This window comes from Streptomyces sp. NPDC055632, assembly GCF_053618675.1.
This window is the reverse complement of sequence record NZ_JBSHHY010000020.1, coordinates 92,745-109,547: the sequence shown is the minus strand read 5'-3', so window position 1 is coordinate 109,547 and position 16,803 is coordinate 92,745. Positions and strand designations below refer to the sequence as shown.

At 72.4% G+C, this 16,803-nt stretch carries 11 protein-coding genes; 3 read left to right on the top strand and 8 right to left on the bottom strand.

Annotated features, from left to right (window positions below):
- Positions 1-195 precede the first annotated feature (195 nt).
- Complete coding sequence (locus ACWGSR_RS24315; protein WP_453568906.1) at positions 196-2,313, bottom strand: DNA gyrase/topoisomerase IV subunit B; 2,118 nt, start codon at positions 2,311-2,313, stop codon at positions 196-198.
- Between the two features lie 435 nt (positions 2,314-2,748).
- Between ACWGSR_RS24315 and ACWGSR_RS24310 the strand changes: the two genes are divergently transcribed.
- Positions 2,749-2,979, top strand: coding sequence for a DUF7455 domain-containing protein (locus ACWGSR_RS24310; RefSeq protein WP_030211728.1), 231 nt, complete (start codon positions 2,749-2,751; stop codon positions 2,977-2,979).
- Positions 2,980-3,176: 197 nt separating this feature from the next.
- On the opposite strand, the gene ACWGSR_RS24305 is transcribed toward ACWGSR_RS24310, so the two are convergent.
- The 7 genes from ACWGSR_RS24305 to ACWGSR_RS24275 all read right to left on the bottom strand — a co-directional run bounded on the left by ACWGSR_RS24305 (position 3,177) and on the right by ACWGSR_RS24275 (position 13,633).
- Positions 3,177-3,995, bottom strand: coding sequence for a S1 family serine peptidase (locus tag ACWGSR_RS24305; RefSeq protein WP_453568904.1), 819 nt, complete (start codon positions 3,993-3,995; stop codon positions 3,177-3,179).
- 172 nt (positions 3,996-4,167) lie between these two features.
- Positions 4,168-5,712, bottom strand: a complete 1,545-nt coding sequence (locus ACWGSR_RS24300; RefSeq protein WP_376237655.1) for an RNA polymerase sigma factor — start codon at positions 5,710-5,712, stop codon at positions 4,168-4,170.
- 366 nt (positions 5,713-6,078) lie between these two features.
- Entirely contained in the window at positions 6,079-6,966 is an 888-nt protein-coding gene (locus ACWGSR_RS24295) for a FadR/GntR family transcriptional regulator (protein ID WP_453568902.1), read from the bottom strand.
- A gap of 160 nt (positions 6,967-7,126) precedes the next feature.
- Positions 7,127-9,043 carry an ATP-binding cassette domain-containing protein gene (locus tag ACWGSR_RS24290; RefSeq protein ID WP_453568900.1) on the bottom strand — a complete coding sequence of 639 codons (1,917 nt, stop codon included), beginning with the start codon at positions 9,041-9,043 and terminating at the stop codon, positions 7,127-7,129.
- Between the two features lie 121 nt (positions 9,044-9,164).
- Positions 9,165-9,935 (bottom strand): NUDIX hydrolase, encoded by a 771-nt coding sequence (locus ACWGSR_RS24285; RefSeq protein WP_432088182.1) that lies wholly within the window; start codon positions 9,933-9,935, stop codon positions 9,165-9,167.
- Between the two features lie 109 nt (positions 9,936-10,044).
- On the bottom strand, positions 10,045-12,090 hold the full coding sequence (locus ACWGSR_RS24280) for a glycogen debranching N-terminal domain-containing protein (protein ID WP_453568898.1): 2,046 nt from the start codon (positions 12,088-12,090) through the stop codon (positions 10,045-10,047).
- A gap of 115 nt (positions 12,091-12,205) precedes the next feature.
- Positions 12,206-13,633, bottom strand: a complete 1,428-nt coding sequence (locus tag ACWGSR_RS24275; RefSeq protein ID WP_453568896.1) for a DUF4192 domain-containing protein — start codon at positions 13,631-13,633, stop codon at positions 12,206-12,208.
- Between the two features lie 316 nt (positions 13,634-13,949).
- Between ACWGSR_RS24275 and ACWGSR_RS24270 the strand changes: the two genes are divergently transcribed.
- Both ACWGSR_RS24270 and ACWGSR_RS24265 read left to right on the top strand, forming a co-directional pair.
- On the top strand, positions 13,950-15,065 hold the full coding sequence (locus ACWGSR_RS24270; RefSeq protein ID WP_453568894.1) for a winged helix DNA-binding domain-containing protein: 1,116 nt from the start codon (positions 13,950-13,952) through the stop codon (positions 15,063-15,065).
- 188 nt (positions 15,066-15,253) lie between these two features.
- Positions 15,254-16,789: an ATP-dependent DNA ligase gene (locus ACWGSR_RS24265; protein WP_453568892.1), complete on the top strand. Its 1,536-nt coding sequence runs from the start codon at positions 15,254-15,256 to the stop codon at positions 16,787-16,789.
- Positions 16,790-16,803: the final 14 nt, after the last annotated feature.

Here is a 16,803-nt window from a genome sequence, read left to right as displayed (position 1 = left end):
CAACTCTCCTTGTCAGCGAACCGTTTCGGCCGCGTGCACAAGGATGGACAGAGCGGGAACTTCCCGGACTCTTCTCCTCCCCGACTTCACCTCATCAGGTGACTCTTTTCCCAGGTGGCCTGACAAAACCGTGCTGATATGCGTACCGCACGGCCCCTGGGCGGAGCGTTCGGCTCCGCCCGCGGGCCGGATTCCTCAGGCGTCGATGCGCGAGCGGTCGAGGGTCGCCGCCGAGCTGGTGATGAACTCCTTGCGGGGCGCGACGTCATTGCCCATGAGGAGGTCGAAGACCTGCTCCGAGGCCTCCAGGTCGCCGATGTTGATCCGGCGCAGGGTGCGGTGGCGCGGGTCCATCGTGGTCTCCGCCAGCTGGTCGGCGTCCATCTCGCCCAGGCCCTTGTAGCGCTGGATGGAGTCCTTGTAGCGGACCCCCTTGCGCTGGAACTCCAGCAGGGTCTGTCGCAGCTCGTTGTCCGAGTAGGTGTAGACGTACTTGTCCTGGCCCCGCTTCGGCTGGACGAGCTCGATGCGGTGCAGCGGGGGGACGGCCGCGAAGACCCGCCCCGCCTCGACCATGGGCCGCATGTACCGCTGGAAGAGGGTCAGCAGCAGCGTGCGGATGTGGGACCCGTCGACGTCGGCGTCGGTCATCATGATGACCTTGCCGTAGCGGGCCGCGTCGATGTCGAAGGTGCGGCCCGAGCCCGCTCCTATGACCTGGATGATCGCGCCGCACTCGGCGTTCTTGAGCATGTCCGCGACGGAGGACTTCTGGACGTTGAGGATCTTGCCTCGGATCGGCAGCAGGGCCTGGAACTCGCTGTTGCGGGCGAGCTTCGCCGTGCCGAGGGCCGAGTCGCCCTCGACGATGAAGAGCTCGCTGCGCTCCACGTCGTCGCTGCGGCAGTCGGCCAGCTTGGCCGGCAGGGAGGAGGACTCGAGCGCGGTCTTCCTGCGCTGCGCCTCCTTGTGCTGGCGGGCCGCGATCCGGGTACGGGCCGCGGCGACGGCCTTCTCCAGGACGGCACGGGCCTGCGCCTTGGCGTCCCGCTTGGTGGAGGTGAGGAAGGCCTTGAGCTCCTTGGCCACCACGTTCGCCACGATCCGGCGGGCGGCGGAGGTGCCGAGGACCTCCTTGGTCTGGCCCTCGAACTGCGGCTCCGCGAGGCGCACGGTCACGACGGCCGTGAGCCCCTCCAGGGCGTCGTCCTTGACGACGTCGTCCTCGGCGACGCGCAGCATCTTGGCCGAGCGCAGCACCTCGTTCACCGTCCTGGTGACGGCCTGCTCGAAGCCGGAGACGTGGGTGCCGCCCTTGGGGGTGGCGATGATGTTGACGAAGGACTTGACCGTGGTGTCGTAGCCGGTGCCCCAGCGCAGGGCGACGTCGACGACGAGCTCGCGGGTGACCTCGGTCGGGGTCATGTGGCCGCGCTCGTCGAGGACCGGGACGGTCTCCTTGAAGGTGCCCTGCCCCGTGAGGCGCTGGATGTCGCAGACGGCCCTGTCCTGCGCGAGGTACTCGCAGAACTCGCTGATGCCCCCGTCGAAGCGGAAGGTTTCCTCGCTCTTGCCGACCCCTTCCAGGTCCCGCTCGTCGCGGACGACGATGGTGAGGCCGGGCACGAGGAAGGCGGTCTGCCGGGCGCGCTGGTGGAGCGTCTCCAGGGAGAGCTTGGCGTCCTTGAGGAAGATCTGCCGGTCCGCCCAGTAGCGGACGCGGGTTCCGGTGCGGGTCTTGGGGATCCGCTTGCCCTTGCGGAGGCCGTTGGCCGGGTCGAAGGGGCTGTCGGGGCCCTGCTCGGTGAAGACGCCGGGGACGCCGCGGCGGAAGCTGATCGAGTGGGTCGCGCTGTTCCGGTCGACCTCGACGTCGAGGCGGGCCGACAGGGCGTTGACCACGGAGGCGCCGACGCCGTGCAGACCGCCGGACGCCGCGTACGACCCGCCGCCGAACTTTCCGCCGGCGTGCAGCTTGGTCATGACGACCTCGACGCCCGAGAGCCCGGTCTTCGGTTCGATGTCGACCGGGATGCCCCGGCCGTTGTCCCGGACCTCGACGGAGCCGTCCTCGTGGAGGACGACCTCGATGTGGTCGCAGTAGCCGCCGAGGGCCTCGTCGACCGAGTTGTCGATGATCTCCCAGATGCAGTGCATCAGGCCGCGGCTGTCGGTGGACCCGATGTACATGCCGGGGCGCTTGCGGACCGCTTCGAGCCCTTCCAGTACGAGCAGGTGCCGCGCGGTGTAGTTGGAACCGTCACGGTCTGCGGTCAGCAGCGCACTGGACGGCACGGACGTCTCGGCGGTCACGCGGTTCGCTCCTCGCTGAATTTGAAATCTGGCCCGGTGGGTAAGGCCCGGCGTCGGTCACCGGCTTCAGAGGGTACCGATGCCTGGTAGAGCCGTTGTCACGCCACCCTCCCCGTTTCCTCATGCTAGTCCAGAGTCGCATGCGTGTTCGATCCCTCGATCGGGTGACGTGAACATCACGTTCCCTTCCAGGCATGAACCATTTAGGCTCCGGGCACGTCCTCATCAACAACCGGCAACCACGCCGGGAGGGCCTGACCGAGACAAGCCATGCGAAATCCGTAGAGCGACGCAATACGGCTCATTCGCCGCCAACCGGCAGCAGACAGCCACCTTGGGAAGAAGTTTCAAGGAAAAGCCACGAGCGGGAACGTTTTCGGCCTGGTTGGATGTTGACCCTGGTACGACAGCTCGTCGAGCTAGAGAAGAGGCGACGTGACTACTGTTCTGACCCCCGCGAGCCCCCTGACGGCCGCTGACCGCTGCGACCGCTGCGGCGCCCAGGCTTACCTGCGTGTCGTCCTGACCAGCGGAGGTGACTTGCTCTTCTGCGCCCACCACGGACGTAAGTTCGAGCCGGAACTCAAGAAGATCGCCGTTGAGATACAGGATGAGACGGACCGGCTGACCGACGTGCCGGCCCGCACCGTGGGCGACGAGCACTGACGCCCCGCATCCACGACGAGCCCAGGGCCGGTCGCTGACCGGACGGCGGGCGGTCACCTCCGCACTGCGGGGAGTGACCGCCCGTTCTCGTATCCGGCGGCGCCCCCGGTGGCGCTTCCGGACCCACCCGGGGGATGCCACCCGGGGGATGCTCCGGAGCCGACCGAGCCGACCGCCGGGGAGCCTTCGGGGACGTCTCAGAAGCGCTCCGGCAGCACCGCCGAGACGCGCGTGTAGACGCCCGGGTTCTCCGCCTCGCCGCAGCCGCTGCCCCAGGACACCAGGCCGATGAGGAGCCCCTCGGCCACCAGCGGGCCTCCGCTGTCCCCCTGGCACGCGTCCTTGCCGCCCTGCGGGTCGCCCGCGCACACCATGGTGTTGCCCTGGTACCGGACTCCGGAACCGCCCGGGTACGCCCGCTCGCACGCCGTGTCCGGCAGCACCTGGACGCGCGCCGTCCGCAGCGCGGAGGCGTAGTTGCCCCTGCCGCTCGTGTCTCCCCAGCCGTAGACGTCCGCGGCCGTCCCGGGCGCGTACGCGGTGCCCCCCTCGCGGGCGACACCGATCACGTACGACTCCGGCAGCGCGCTCACCAGCGTCAGGACCGCCAGATCGCCCGAGTTGGTCGTCGGGTCGTAGTCGGGATTGATCCAGGTGTCGGAGACCCGTACCTCCTGGCCGCCCTGACCGCGCAGCGAGGCGCGGCCCGCGATGACCGCGAAGTCGCGCACCTCCCACGGCTCGCCGCCGAGCACCTCCCGGCCCAGGCAGTGGGCCGCGGTGAGGACCTTGGTGGGCGCGACGACCACGCCTCCGCAGAACTGTCCCGCACGCGTACCCCCGAACCGGTCACGGCTGGACAGCGCCACGACCCACGGCGCGTCCGCGATCCCGACCTGCCGGCCGCCCACCACGACGCTGTCGGCGGCCACGGGGGCGGCGAGGGCGAGGTGTCCCGCCGCCGCGGTGATCAGTCCCAGAGCACCCGTCAATGCTCGGGTGAGGGAACCACGCATGGAGCCTCCTGACTCTCCGGTGATGTCGGTTCACCCAGCGTCCAGCACCCGGAGCCGCGGCGCACACCCGAAGGGCCCGGCTCCCCCTTTCGGGGAGCCGGGCCCTTCGGTGTACCGCTATGTGCCTCGTACGGATCTTCGGATCCGTACGAGGGCGAGCGTGCCGGTCGTGTCAGTCGAGGTAGTCGCGCAGCACCTGCGAACGCGACGGGTGACGGAGCTTCGACATCGTCTTCGACTCGATCTGACGGATCCGCTCCCGCGTCACGCCGTAGACCTTGCCGATCTCGTCCAGCGTCTTCGGCTGGCCGTCGGTGAGGCCGAAGCGCATCGAGACGACGCCCGCCTCGCGCTCGGAGAGCGTGTCGAGGACGGAGTGCAGCTGCTCCTGGAGGAGCGTGAAGCTCACCGCGTCGGCCGGGACGACCGCCTCGGAGTCCTCGATGAGGTCGCCGAACTCGCTGTCGCCGTCCTCACCCAGCGGGGTGTGGAGGGAGATCGGCTCACGGCCGTACTTCTGGACCTCGATGACCTTCTCCGGGGTCATGTCGAGCTCCTTGGCCAGCTCCTCCGGGGTGGGCTCGCGGCCCAGGTCCTGGAGCATCTGGCGCTGCACGCGCGCGAGCTTGTTGATGACCTCGACCATGTGCACCGGGATGCGGATGGTGCGGGCCTGGTCGGCCATGGCGCGGGTGATCGCCTGACGGATCCACCAGGTGGCGTACGTGGAGAACTTGTAGCCCTTGGTGTAGTCGAACTTCTCGACGGCGCGGATCAGACCCAGGTTGCCCTCCTGGATCAGGTCCAGGAAGAGCATGCCGCGGCCGGTGTAGCGCTTGGCCAGTGAGACCACCAGACGGAGGTTGGCCTCCAGGAGGTGGTTCTTGGCCCGGCGGCCGTCCTCGGCGATGATCTCCAGCTCGCGCTTGAGCTTCGGCGCGAGCTTGTCCGAGTTGGCGAGCTTGTCCTCGGCGAACAGGCCGGCCTCGATGCGCTTGGCGAGCTCGACCTCCTGCTCGGCGTTGAGCAGCGGGACCTTGCCGATCTGCTTGAGGTAGTCCTTGACCGGGTCGGCGGTGGCGCCGGCGACCGCGACCTGCTGCGCCGGAGCGTCGTCCTCGTCCTCGTCGGACAGGACGAAGCCCTTGGTCTCGCCCTCGGTCTCCTCGTCCTCGCCCTTGCCGGGAGCGACGTCCTCGAGCAGTTCCTCGCCCTCGATGAGCTCCTCGGAGTCCTTCTTGGACGTGCTCTTCTTGGCCGCCGTCTTCTTGGCGACGGTCTTCTTGGCCACCGTCTTCTTGGCGACGGTCTTCTTAGCGGCCGCCTTCTTGGCGGTCGAACCGGCCTCGTCGGCCGGGTCGGCGCCCTCGGCGGCGGGGGCCGCGGCCGGGACGGCGGACTTCGTCACGGTCGCCCTGGCGGTGACGGTCTTGGTGGCGGTGCGCTTGGCCGGGCTCTTCGCTGCGACGCTCTTGCGGGCGCGCTTCGGCGACTCCGCTGCACTGACCATCAGCGTCACACCCTCTTCCTCGAGGATCTGATTGAGGCTGCGCAGAACGTTCTTCCACTGGGTTGGCGGAATCTGGTCAGCCTCGAAGGCCCGACGCACGTCATCGCCGGCGATCTGCCCATCAGCCTTTCCCCGCTCGATGAGCGCCATCACAGACTCGGACTCGGCGATCTCCGGCGGGAGCGTACGGGATGTGCTGGCCGACACGAACAACCTCTCGGAACGATGGAAACGGCTTCCGGCCCCGCCCTGGATCGGGCTGGAGCCGACGACCGTCGACGGGGATGTGCCGACGGCGCGGGCTGGACCGGGGAACTGCACAGCGCCTCCGTCGGCTGCTGTATTCCTTCCTCGGCGTCACCTCTTAGGTCATCGCACGGGTCGGAGGAGTGTTACGCCCAATCTTCGTGGCCCGAGTCACACCTCATTCGGGGCAAAACTCCCCTATCTACCGATCAGCGTACATTCACGCCACCGCTCCCCGGGGCATCGACGAGCGGGCCTGCCGGGCCCGAGCGGCGCCCGGGTCCGGCGGCACGCGGCGCCCGCCCGCTCCCGGCCACGGCCCGCGGGTCAGTGTTCGCGGGGGGCCGGGACGACGCGCTCCACCTCGGGGTGGACCGTGAGCAGCTGCCGCATGGCCGCCTCGGCGCCCTGCGCGTCGCCGGCGGCGAGCGCCTCCACGATCCGGGCGTGATGGGCGATGCAGGCCTCGCTCGGCCGGTCGCAGCCGGTGGCGGGGCTGCCGGAGACCTGGAGCGCGGCGACGACGATGCCGGAGAGGTGCTCCAGCATGCGGTTCCCGGCGAGCTGGATGAGGAGGGAGTGGAACTCGGTGTCGGCCCGGGAGAAGGTGACGGCGTCCCCCTGGGCGAACGCGTGGCCCATGATCTCGACCATGTCGGCGAGGCGCTGCTGCACGTCCTCGCGGCCGTGTCCGGCGGCGAGGCGGGCGGCCAGGGGCTCGATCGTCCAGCGCAGCTCGTTCAGCTCGCGGCGCTGGTCCTCCCGCTGCGGGCCGAAGGCGCGCCACTCGATGATGTCGGGGTCGAGGAGGTTCCAGTCGCTGACGGGCCTGACCCGGGTGCCGACGTTGGGGCGGGCGCTGACGAGCCCCTTGGCCTCGAGGACGCGGAGCGACTCGCGCACGACGGTGCGCGAGACCTCGAACCGCTGGCCGATCTCCTCGGGAACGAGCGGACGGTCCGCTCCGAGGTCGCCGGAGACGATCATCTGACCGAGCTGCTGGACGAGCTGACCGTGCAGCCCGCGCCCCCGGCTGCCCGCGCTTCTGCGGCCGACGCGGCCCAGGTCGGTGTCCACCCCCTCCCAGGAGGGCGGACCCACGCGCCCGGCGGCGGGGGTCTCCGCGTAGGGGTAGCGGTCGAGATCGCCCGTGGCGCCGAGGCCGGAGTCGACGGAGCGGGCGGCGGTCATCATGGTGTGCGCAAGGGTACTCACGCATCCTTTGTCGGCGCTGCCTCCGCACCTCTTGAGGTCTTTGGTGAAAAGCACACGAAAGGGTGATCGGCACCCCTTACACAATTGACGATCAATCGGACATAACGCCCGTATTGCGCGGCAGTTGACGGCGACCCGGAACCTTTCGGTCCGCGCGTGGTCACCAACGGACCCTGCGGCGAAGACCGGTGAGCAGATAAGCGCAGAACAATCCCGTCAACGTCAGGGAGAGCGCCACTCCTGCGGGCTGCCCGAGCACGCGCAGCCCCCCGGTCAGCCAGCGGTCCGCGGCCGGAGTCCAGTGCGGGCCCGCGAACTCGCGCAGCCGCGCCGGGAGTCCGGCGGCCGACCGCACCGACGGCCCCGTCAGCACCTTCTGCAACAGCGGCACGAAGGCGACCGGTACGGCGAGGACGGCCGCCATCCCGGCCGCGGCGGCCCGGAACACTCCGGCGCCGAGCACTCCGGCCCAGGCGCAACCGACGAGCAGCCCCAGCCAATTCGCGCAGAACGTCGGCCATTTGCGCGGTACGGGGATCAACTCGGCTCCGTAGAGGAGTCGCAGGGCCCCCAGATCGACCGCCACGACGAGCGCCCCGAGCGCAATGGCGACGGCCGCGGCCGCGGTGAGCTTCGCGAGCAGCAGGCCCGGCCTGCGGGGCACGGCTCCGCGGCCCGTGGTGAGCGCGGGGTAGCGGTACTCCTCCGCGAAGGAGAGGGCACCGAGCAGACCGGCCCCCAGGGCGGCGGGCGGCAGCGGGGAGATCGCGGGCCAGCCGGCGAGGACGGCGGGCAGCGCGGTGCGGCCGCCCCGCCCGAGGAGCAGGGCGAGCGTCACGGAGACGAGGAGGACGCCCGCCACGACGAGCGGCGTGGACGGCACGCCCAGGAGCCGCCGGACCTCGTAACGGAGCGGGCGCAGGGGCGAGCGCATCGGCCGCCGGGCGACGACCGGCCGCTCCGCCGGATCGCCATGGGCGACGGTCGCGGGGGGCGAGCCGACGACGCCCCGCGACGCGGACGCGGACGCGGCAGTGGCTGTGGCGCTGGCAGTGGCGGTGGCGGTGGCGGTGGCGGTGGCGGTGGCGGTGGCGGTGGAGCTTGATCCAGCGGCGTTTTCCCCGCCGACGCCGCCCTCCCCCTCGGCGCTTCGCTCGACCCCCACGCCGGCATCGATGCCGGGTGCACCGGTCACCCTGGTCACACCGGTGTCGCCCGTCTCGTCAGCGAGACGGTGGACCGGTACGCCGTGCCGGAAGGCCGTGTCGCCGACGGACGCGCAGTCGCTGCCGTAGACGGACAGCCGGTTGCCGCCCTCCGCGACCACCTCGACCGGCCGACGGGCAGCCCTCGCCTCCTGGGTCACGACCGCGGCCAGACGCGCGGCGTGCGGGGTGCGGACGGTGACCCGGGGGCGCAGCCGGGTGCGGGCGAACTCGGCGGCCTCCTGTGCGGCGACGAGCCGACCGCCGTCGAGGGTGACGACCCGGTCGGCGTTGCGGGCGGCGTCCTTGGGGTCCGCCGTGGTGTAGAGCACCGTGCCCCCCTCGGAGGCGTGGACGCGCAGGAAGCCGTACAGCCACGTGCTCTCGGAGGCGGAGAGACCGGCGCCCGGCTCGTCGAGCAGAAGCGTGTGGGGTGCGCCCAACAGGGCCGAGGCGAGGCCGAGTCGGCGGTCCGCGCCGATCGGCAGGCTGCCGATCGGCCGGCGGTCCAGACCGGTGAGGCCCACGCTCCGCAGCAGTTCCTCGGCGCGTGAGGCCGGGGCCCCCGTGGCGGCGCAGAGCATCCGGAGCTGACTCCGAACCGTGCGGGAGGGGTGGCCGGGGACGTCGCCGAGGAGCACGCCGACCTCGCGGTGGGGGTGGGCGATGCGGTGCAGCGGCCGACCGCGGAAGTAGGTGATCCCGCGCCCCGGCTCGAGTTCGAGCATGAGTCGGAGGGCGGTGGTCTTGCCGGAGCCCGAGGAGCCGAGGAGGGCGGTCACGGCGCCCGGCCGGGCCTCGAAGGACAGGTCGTCCACGGCGGGCGGGCGATCGCTGCGGGGAGTGCTGGTCAGTCCGATTGCCTGGAGCATCGCTTCTCTCGCGGTAGGTGACACCGCTCCGCGGCAGGGCGGCGCTACCGCAGCAAGATAACGCTATATTTCAGACTTTCCGCGCAGGATTGGTGCCCTGGGGCGCCGGATGTCCCTGCCCTCAGACCTCGGGGCGCAGCATGGGCGGGTTGAGGAGGGTGGCCCCACCTGCCCTGAAGAGCTGAGCGGGACGCCCTCCCTGACGGGTCGTGGTGCCACCGGCCGGAACCAGGAAGCCGGGCGTGCCGGTCACCTTGCGGTGGAAGTTGCGCGGATCCAGGGCCACGCCCCAGACCGCCTCGTAGACGCGCCGCAGCTCTCCGACCGTGAACTCCGGCGGGCAGAAGGCCGTGGCCAGGGAGGAGTACTCGATCTTGGAACGGGCGCGCTCCACCCCGTCGGCGAGGATCCGGGAGTGGTCGAAGGCGAGCGTTCCCGCTCCCCTGCCCTCGGCGCCGGCGGCCGCGTCCTCCCCGAGCAGTTCTTCGACGGGGGCCCAGCGGGCACTGTTGGCGTCGCCGCCCGCCCTGGGCGCGGGCAGGTCCGGGGCGAGGGCCAGGTGCGCGACGCTCACCACCCGCATCCGGGGATCACGGTCGGGCGCCCCGTACGTCGCCAGCTGCTCCAGGTGCGCGCCGTTGCTCGGCACGGGTGCCGGGGCGGTCGGATCGTACGCGCAGAGGCCGGTCTCCTCGACCAGCTCGCGCGCCGCCGCGGCACCGAGGTCCTCCTCCGCCCGCACGAAGCCGCCGGGCAGGGCCCAACGCCCCTGGAACGGCGTCTCTCCGCGCCGTACGACCAGGGTGCAGAGCGCGTGGCGCCGCACGGTGAGCACGACCAGGTCGACGGTGACGGCGAAGGGCGGAAAGGCCGACGGGTCGTAGGGAGGCATGCCGCGATCATAGTCGTCTTCCTGACGATAAACACGCCCCGCGGGATCTTCGGCGACGACTTCCCCGGCGTGCGGCGAAGCGTCCCTCGTGTCCGTACCCGCCATTCCGTCACACCCCCAGTTGAAGACCGTCCGCGGCCTCCTCGACCATACCGAGACCCAGCCCGCTCACCCGCACGGCGAACGGCTCGCCCGCGACCACGAGCCCCGACAGGCGGAGCGCTCCGAGGGGCGCGGAGGCCGGCGGGTACACCGAGACTGACCGGCCGGGCACGTCGGGCCGGATCCCGGCGAGGGCGAGAAGGGCGTGTACCGCCCCGGCGGCCGCGACGGCCGCCGGCCGGCACGCGGCCGGGTGGGGCACCGGGCGTCCGCCCGCCGTCCGCTGCTCGCCCGCGTACATCTCGGGGAGACGGTGGCCGAAGACCTCCGCCGCGCCAAGCAGTCCCCGCAGCAGGGAGGCGGCCTCCTTCCCGTACCCCGCGGCGGTGAGACCGGCCACGGCGACCGCCGTGTCGTGGGTCCGGACCGCGCCCGTCCGGTGGCCGAAGGGGTTGTGGTCCGGTTCCTTGGCGCCCAGGCCCCGCAGCCCCCAGCCGGAGTCGAGGGCCGGGCTGCCGAGCAGCCGGGTCACCCTTTCGGTCTCCGCCCCGTCCAGCAGGCCCTGCGCGTACCGGCCGCCGCCCAGGAGCCCGGTGTCGAGCAGATGCGCTGCCCAGCCGCCCGGCCGGTGCCAGGTCCGGCCGTCCGCCGTACGGGCGAGGACGGGACCGCCGCCCGCACCGTCGTCGGTCCAGAACGCGCGCCGGAACCGCTCGCGCAGCGTCCTCGCCGTGTCGCGCAGCGCGTCGCCGCCGGGTCTTCCGCAGGCGTCGAGGAGGTCCGCGCCGAGCAGGGCCGCCCGGTGGGCGTGCGCCTGCGTCTCGGCCCGCCGGGGTCCGGCGGGCCCCGGGTCCGGCACGAGGCCGTCCGCTCCGACGGCGCGGCGCAGCCAGTCGAGGCAGCGCTCCGCGACGGGGAGCAGTTCCTCCGAGTCCGTCGACGGCAGTCCCCAGCGACGGGCCTCGGCGAGCACGACCGGGAAGGCGAGCGTGGCCTCGATGCCCGTGCAACGGGGTAGAAGGCCTGGACCCGCGTCTCTGAGGGGCCCGGTGAGACGTCCTGGCTCCTTTCCTTCTCCGGGGAGTTGGGTGCGTCCGGCGGCGCGCAGGGTGGTGGCGGCGAGTCGGGTGCCGAGGGGGAGGGCCATCCGGGCCGCCCAGAGCGCTTCGGCGGTGACCGGTCCGCAGCGCCAGGGGACGCCGGCGGCGAGGTACACGTCCCCGGGGTGCTCCGGGGTGCGCTGGAGCAGGGCCCGCAGATCCTCGACGGAGGTGCGCAGCAGTTCTCCGACACGCGGGTCGTCGGCCTCGGCCCGGGCCTCGGCGAGGAGGTGGCCGCCCGGTCGTCCGGGGCCCGCCCCCGGGGCGCCCGCGGGACGGGCCCCTGCCCCTCCTCGTACCCGGAGCCGGATCGTGAACGCGGCTCCGGGAGCCAACTCGGCCTCCCAGCGCAGGACTCCCGCCGCCGCCAGGGAGTCCATGGGCGCCGGATCCGCGGTGACGACGGCGGACCGCCCGTCGCTCCCGGTCCAGCGCAGTCCGGTTCCGTGGACGCTCGCCGTGAGTTCGGGTCCGGGCCTGCCGGTCGCCACCGCTCCCAGGTCCGCGAGATCCGTTCCCAGAGCGATTTCCACGGGGAGCCTGAGGGGGCGGGCGGCGGCGCTGCGCAGGGTGATCCCTTCGGTGCCGTCGGCACTCCGTGTGCGTTCGACGGTGAGACCGGGGTCGGGTCCCGCTTCTCCGGGGACACGCAGGACGCCGAGGAACACCGCCCGGTCGGCGGACGCCATGCGGCCCTGGAGGGCGACGGGCTCCCGGCCCGCCACCCGCAGGACGCTGCGGGAGAGGAGTCGCCGTCCCGCCGCGTACACGCCTTCCGGTCCCTCGCCGGTGAGCTGGCCGTGCTCGGCGCAGACGGCGAGGGCGGGCAGGGCGACGCAGACGAGCGCTCCGTGCACCGAGGGGAGTTCCACCGGGCGCGTCGCGCGCGGGAGCACGGTGCCGGAGGCGCGGCCGGCGGGGCGGCCGGGGGTCGGGGCGGGGCTGGGGGCCATGGCGGGTACGGGATGCTCTCTGTGCGGGCCGGGTGGCCGGCGGAATGTCGGCGGCACGGTACGTGCGTCTCCGCCAGAGAGCTGAACGCGTCCGCGGGCGGCCGGGTCACGGCCGTCATCGGTCGCTCCTGGTGCCGCGCGGTCCGCCGTGGCGCGGAGAGCCGCCTCCCGGCCGGTCGGCGGCGGGCCCGCCGGGCCGGACTCCGGCCGCCGTCCGCCGGTCCCGCGTTCCGGTCTGCCGCCCGGCCCTGCCCAGGGCCGGACGGGCGCCCTGCCGGTGGGAGGCGCGCATCCGGATCCGCCGGGAGGACACCGGGACGACCTGCTCCGGGGCGGTCCGGGAGTCCCGCTCGCCCCTCAGGCAGGAGCGGAGCGATTCGGGGTCGAGTCCCTCGTTGCACGCCTGGTGGAGCAGCTGGGCGAAGACGTACTCGGGGTCGGCTTCGAGCGCGAGCCCGAGGGCGACCCTGGCCGTCGGCTCGTCACCGGTGGACCAGGCCGTCCAGCCCGCGAGGGTGAGGGGTGCGGCGGCGTGCTCCTGGTAGGGCGTGACGCAGCGCCGGGCCAGCACGCGCCAGAGCCGCAGGGCCGCGGTGCCCTCCCAGCCCTCCATCCATTCGGCGGCACGGTCCCGGGTGACCCGGTCCTGGAGGCCGATGATCAGCGCGGCGGCCTCGTCGGGCGTGATCAGGGCGTCGTCGGCCGCGTCGCCCTCGGCCGTGTCGGCGACGGCCTTTCCGGGAATGGACACGCCCGGCGGGTTCGCCGTGCTCGCCCGCGGCTTCGGGGACTTCGGAGTTTTCGGGTCGGCGAAGCGGCGGAGGATCTCGCGGGCGACGCGCAGGGTCTCCTCGCGCAGCTCCGTGCGCCCCCGGTCTTCGGCGCCTTCGAGGATCCGGGGGACGATCGAGGCTGCGGCCGCGTCCAGCGCGGCCCGCTGCTCTTCCTCCCCGGCTCCGCCGGTCGGCTTCAGCCGGGCTTCCATGTCCCGCAGGGAGCCCCGCAGCCGCACTCCGGCGTACGCGGCGGTCGCCGCCATCACCGTCGTACCGCTGAGCGCGAGCGGAGTGCCGTCGGGCGGGCAGCAGCGCGCGTCGGGGCAACAGTAGGAGAAGTAGAGGCCGTCGGAGATGCAGAGGGCTTCGTAGACGGGAATGTCGAGGGCTCCGCAGGCGGTGCGCAGTCGCTGGGAGAAGGGGCGCAGACGCTCCATGACGCGGCGGCCCGTCTCGCCGGGGGCAGGGTCCTGGCAGAGGAAGACGACGATGCCGTCCGGGCGGGCGCCGGCCCGGGCACCTCCTTCGACGAGGCACTCGGCGAGGTGGTCGGCGGTGGACGCCCATTCGCGGGGCGAGCTCGGGATGCCGAGCCTGACCCGACCGCCGAAGCGGCCGCGTTCGCCGTGGAGGGCGACCAGGACGACGGAATCGGTGGGGTGGAAGCCCAGCATGAACGGCAGGGCGTCGGCCAGTTCGGCCGGGCCGCGCAGGGTGATCTGCTGGGTACGGGAGGGTCCGCTGGTTTCGTGGCGATTCGTGTTCATGGCGAGGACGTTCTCGCGTTCTTCCGAAATCCGAAACCCCTGTGGATAACTCACGGATCGAGGCATCTGACGGTCTTCCGAGTTATCCACAGATTCGTCGCTGGTGCCCCCGATGTCCGAGACACCGGGTTGCATGGAGGCATGACCCACACGACGTTCTCGAAGATCCGATCGCGCTGCGAAGCGGCGTGGGCAGCGTTCGTCCGGTTCAGCCGGGGCGGCGGGAACTCTGCCGCTCACCGGCGGAACGGGCGCTTCCCGATGCCCCGTTCGGGCAGGATGGCAGGCGATCTGCGACCTACGCCGAGGAGCGCTCATGCAGGTGACTCAGGATCAGGTACTCGCCTGGCGGCTGCGGCGGCAAAGCCTCGCTCCCCGGCGGACGGCTTCCGTCACGGAGCTGGTGCGGGAGCTCGCGGGAGTGCAGGCGCAGGTGGCCTCGTCCGCGGAGCTCGCCCTCGCCACCCGACAGCGGAAGCCGGAGGCCGGCGCCGTGGAGAAGGCGTTGGAGGCCCGCGAAGTGGTCAAGACCTGGGTCATGCGGGGCACGCTGCACCTCGTGGCGGCCGACCACGTGGCCGCCTACCTCTCCCTGATGGCCGCGGCGCGTACCTGGGAGAAGCCGGCCTGGCAACGCACGTTCGGGGTCACGCCGACGCAGATGACGGCTCTCGGCGAGGCCGTCGACGAGATCCTCGCCGACAGGACCCTCACCCGTCAGGAACTCACCGAGGCCCTGGTCGCCCACGACCGGTTCGCCGCCCTGGAGGCGCAGCTGACGTCCGGCTGGGGGACGGTGCTCAAGCCGCTGGCCTGGACGGGAAGGCTCTGCCACGGGCCGAACCGGGGGAACCGCATCACCTTCGCCTCGCCGCGCGACCGGGTCCCCGGCTGGACCGGGACGATCGAACCGGAGGAGGCGGCCCGCACCGTGATCCCCGCCTATCTCGGGGCGCACGGACCGGCGACCCCGGAGACCTTCGACGCCTGGCTGACGCGGAACGCGCACCGCAAGACGGTGGTGAGGGGCTGGTTCGCCTCGCTCGGCGAGGAACTGACGAAGGTGGAGGTGGACGGAACGGCGTGCTACATGCGCGCCGAGGACGTGGACGCGCTGGCGGCGACCGGGCCGTCGGAAGAGGTGCGGCTGCTGGCCGGGTTCGACCAGTACGTGCTGGGGCCGGGCACGTCCGACACGCGCATCCTGCTGGCGGAGCGGCGCAAGGCGGTGAGTCGTACGTCCGGCTGGATCACGCCCGTGGTGGTGTACCGGGGACGGGTCGCCGGGGTGTGGGAGATCACCGACGGGGCCGTGGACGTGCAGTTGTTCTCCGAGAGCCCCGAGGTGCCGAAGGAGGCCCTGGAGGCCGAGGTCGGACACCTGGAGGTGTGCAACGGCCGGTCGTACGCGATGTCGGTACGGACGATCTGAGGCCCGTGGGTCCGGCTCGCACCGCGGGTTCTCGCCGGCGGGTGCCTCCCGCCGCCGGTGCGCGGAGTCCGGGCGGTGAAGGGACGGCGAGCGGTTCGGTGTGCCGCGCCATACCGTGTGGGCGCGGGTGAGCAGACTGCGCGAGCAGGGCCTGATCGAGGGCCGTATCGACTGAGAGGGCTTTCCGCATGAGACTCGCCGACATCGCACGGGCGTCCCGGGACATCGGTGCCGCCTCCGCGCGTACGGAGAAGGTCGCGTTGCTGGCCGAGCTGTTCCGGGCGGCCGACCCCGCGGACGCCCCCGTCGTGATCATGTATATGGCCGGGCGGCTGCCCCAGCGCAGGATCGGCGTCGGCTGGAGCGCACTCAAGGAGCGGCGGGAACCCGCCGTCGAGCCGCGGCTCGGGGTGCGGGAGGTCGACGCGCTCCTCACCCGGATCGCCGCCGTGTCCGGCAAGGGGGCGCAGGGCGAGCGGAAGAGGCTCCTCGACGAGCTGATGGGCGCGGCCACCGAGGAGGAGCAGCGGTTCCTCTTCCGGCTGATCAGCGGGGAGTTGCGGCAGGGTGCCCTCGACGCCGTGGCCGTGGAAGGCCTCGCCTCGGCGGCCGGAGCGCCGGTCGCCGACGTCCGGCAGGCGGTCATGCTGAGCGGTTCGCCGGCCGCCGTCGCCGAGGTGCTGCTCTCCCGAGGCCCTTCCGCCCTCGCCGGGTTCCGGCTCACGGTGGGACGTCCGGTACTGCCGATGCTGGCCCACACCGCCAAGGACGTCGACGAGGCCCTCGCCAGGACCGGGCCCTGTGCCCTGGAGGAGAAGCTCGACGGCATCCGCATCCAGGTGCACCGCGACGGTGACGACGTGCGCGTCTTCACCCGTACGCTCGCCGACATCACCGACCGGACCCCCGAGGTGGTGGCGCTGGTCCGCGCGCTCCCGGTGCGGCAGGTGGTGTTGGACGGGGAGCTGCTGGCCTTCGACGAGCGGGGGCGGCCGCGGCCGTTCCAGGAGACGTCCGGACGGACCGGCTCCACCCTCGACGTGGCGGGTGCGCAGACGACGGTGCCGCTTTCCCCGGTCTTCTTCGAGGTGCTGTACGCCGACGGCGAGGACCTGCTCGCCACCCCGGCCGCCGAACGGCGTTCGCTGCTCGACCGGTTGGTGCCCGAGGCACAGCGCGTGCGTCGCCTCGTGGTGGCGGACCCGGCCGATCCGGAGGAGCGCGCGGCCGCGGCGGCGTTCGCCGCGGCGGCGCTCGAACGGGGCCACGAGGGTGTGGTCGTGAAGTCCCTCGACGCGGCCTACAGCGCGGGGCGCCGGGGCGCCTCCTGGCTGAAGGTGAAGCCGGTGCACACCCTGGACCTGGTGGTCCTCGGCGCCGAGTGGGGCCACGGCCGGCGCACCGGGACGCTGTCCAACCTGCACCTGGGCGCGCGGGCGGCCGACGGCTCCTTCGCCATGCTGGGGAAGACGTTCAAGGGCCTGACCGACGCCCTGCTCGCCTGGCAGACCGAGCGCCTGAGGAAGCTGGCGGTCACGGAGGAGCCCTGGGGCGTCACCGTGCGCCCCGAACTGGTCGTCGAGATCGCCTTCGACGGCGTCCAGCGCTCCACCCGCTACCCCGCCGGCGTCACCCTCCGCTTCGCCCGTGTGGTCCGCTACCGCGAGGACAAGCTCCCGGGGGACGCGGACACGGTGGAGTCGGTGACGGCGCTCCTGCCGTGACCGGAGGCGCCTGC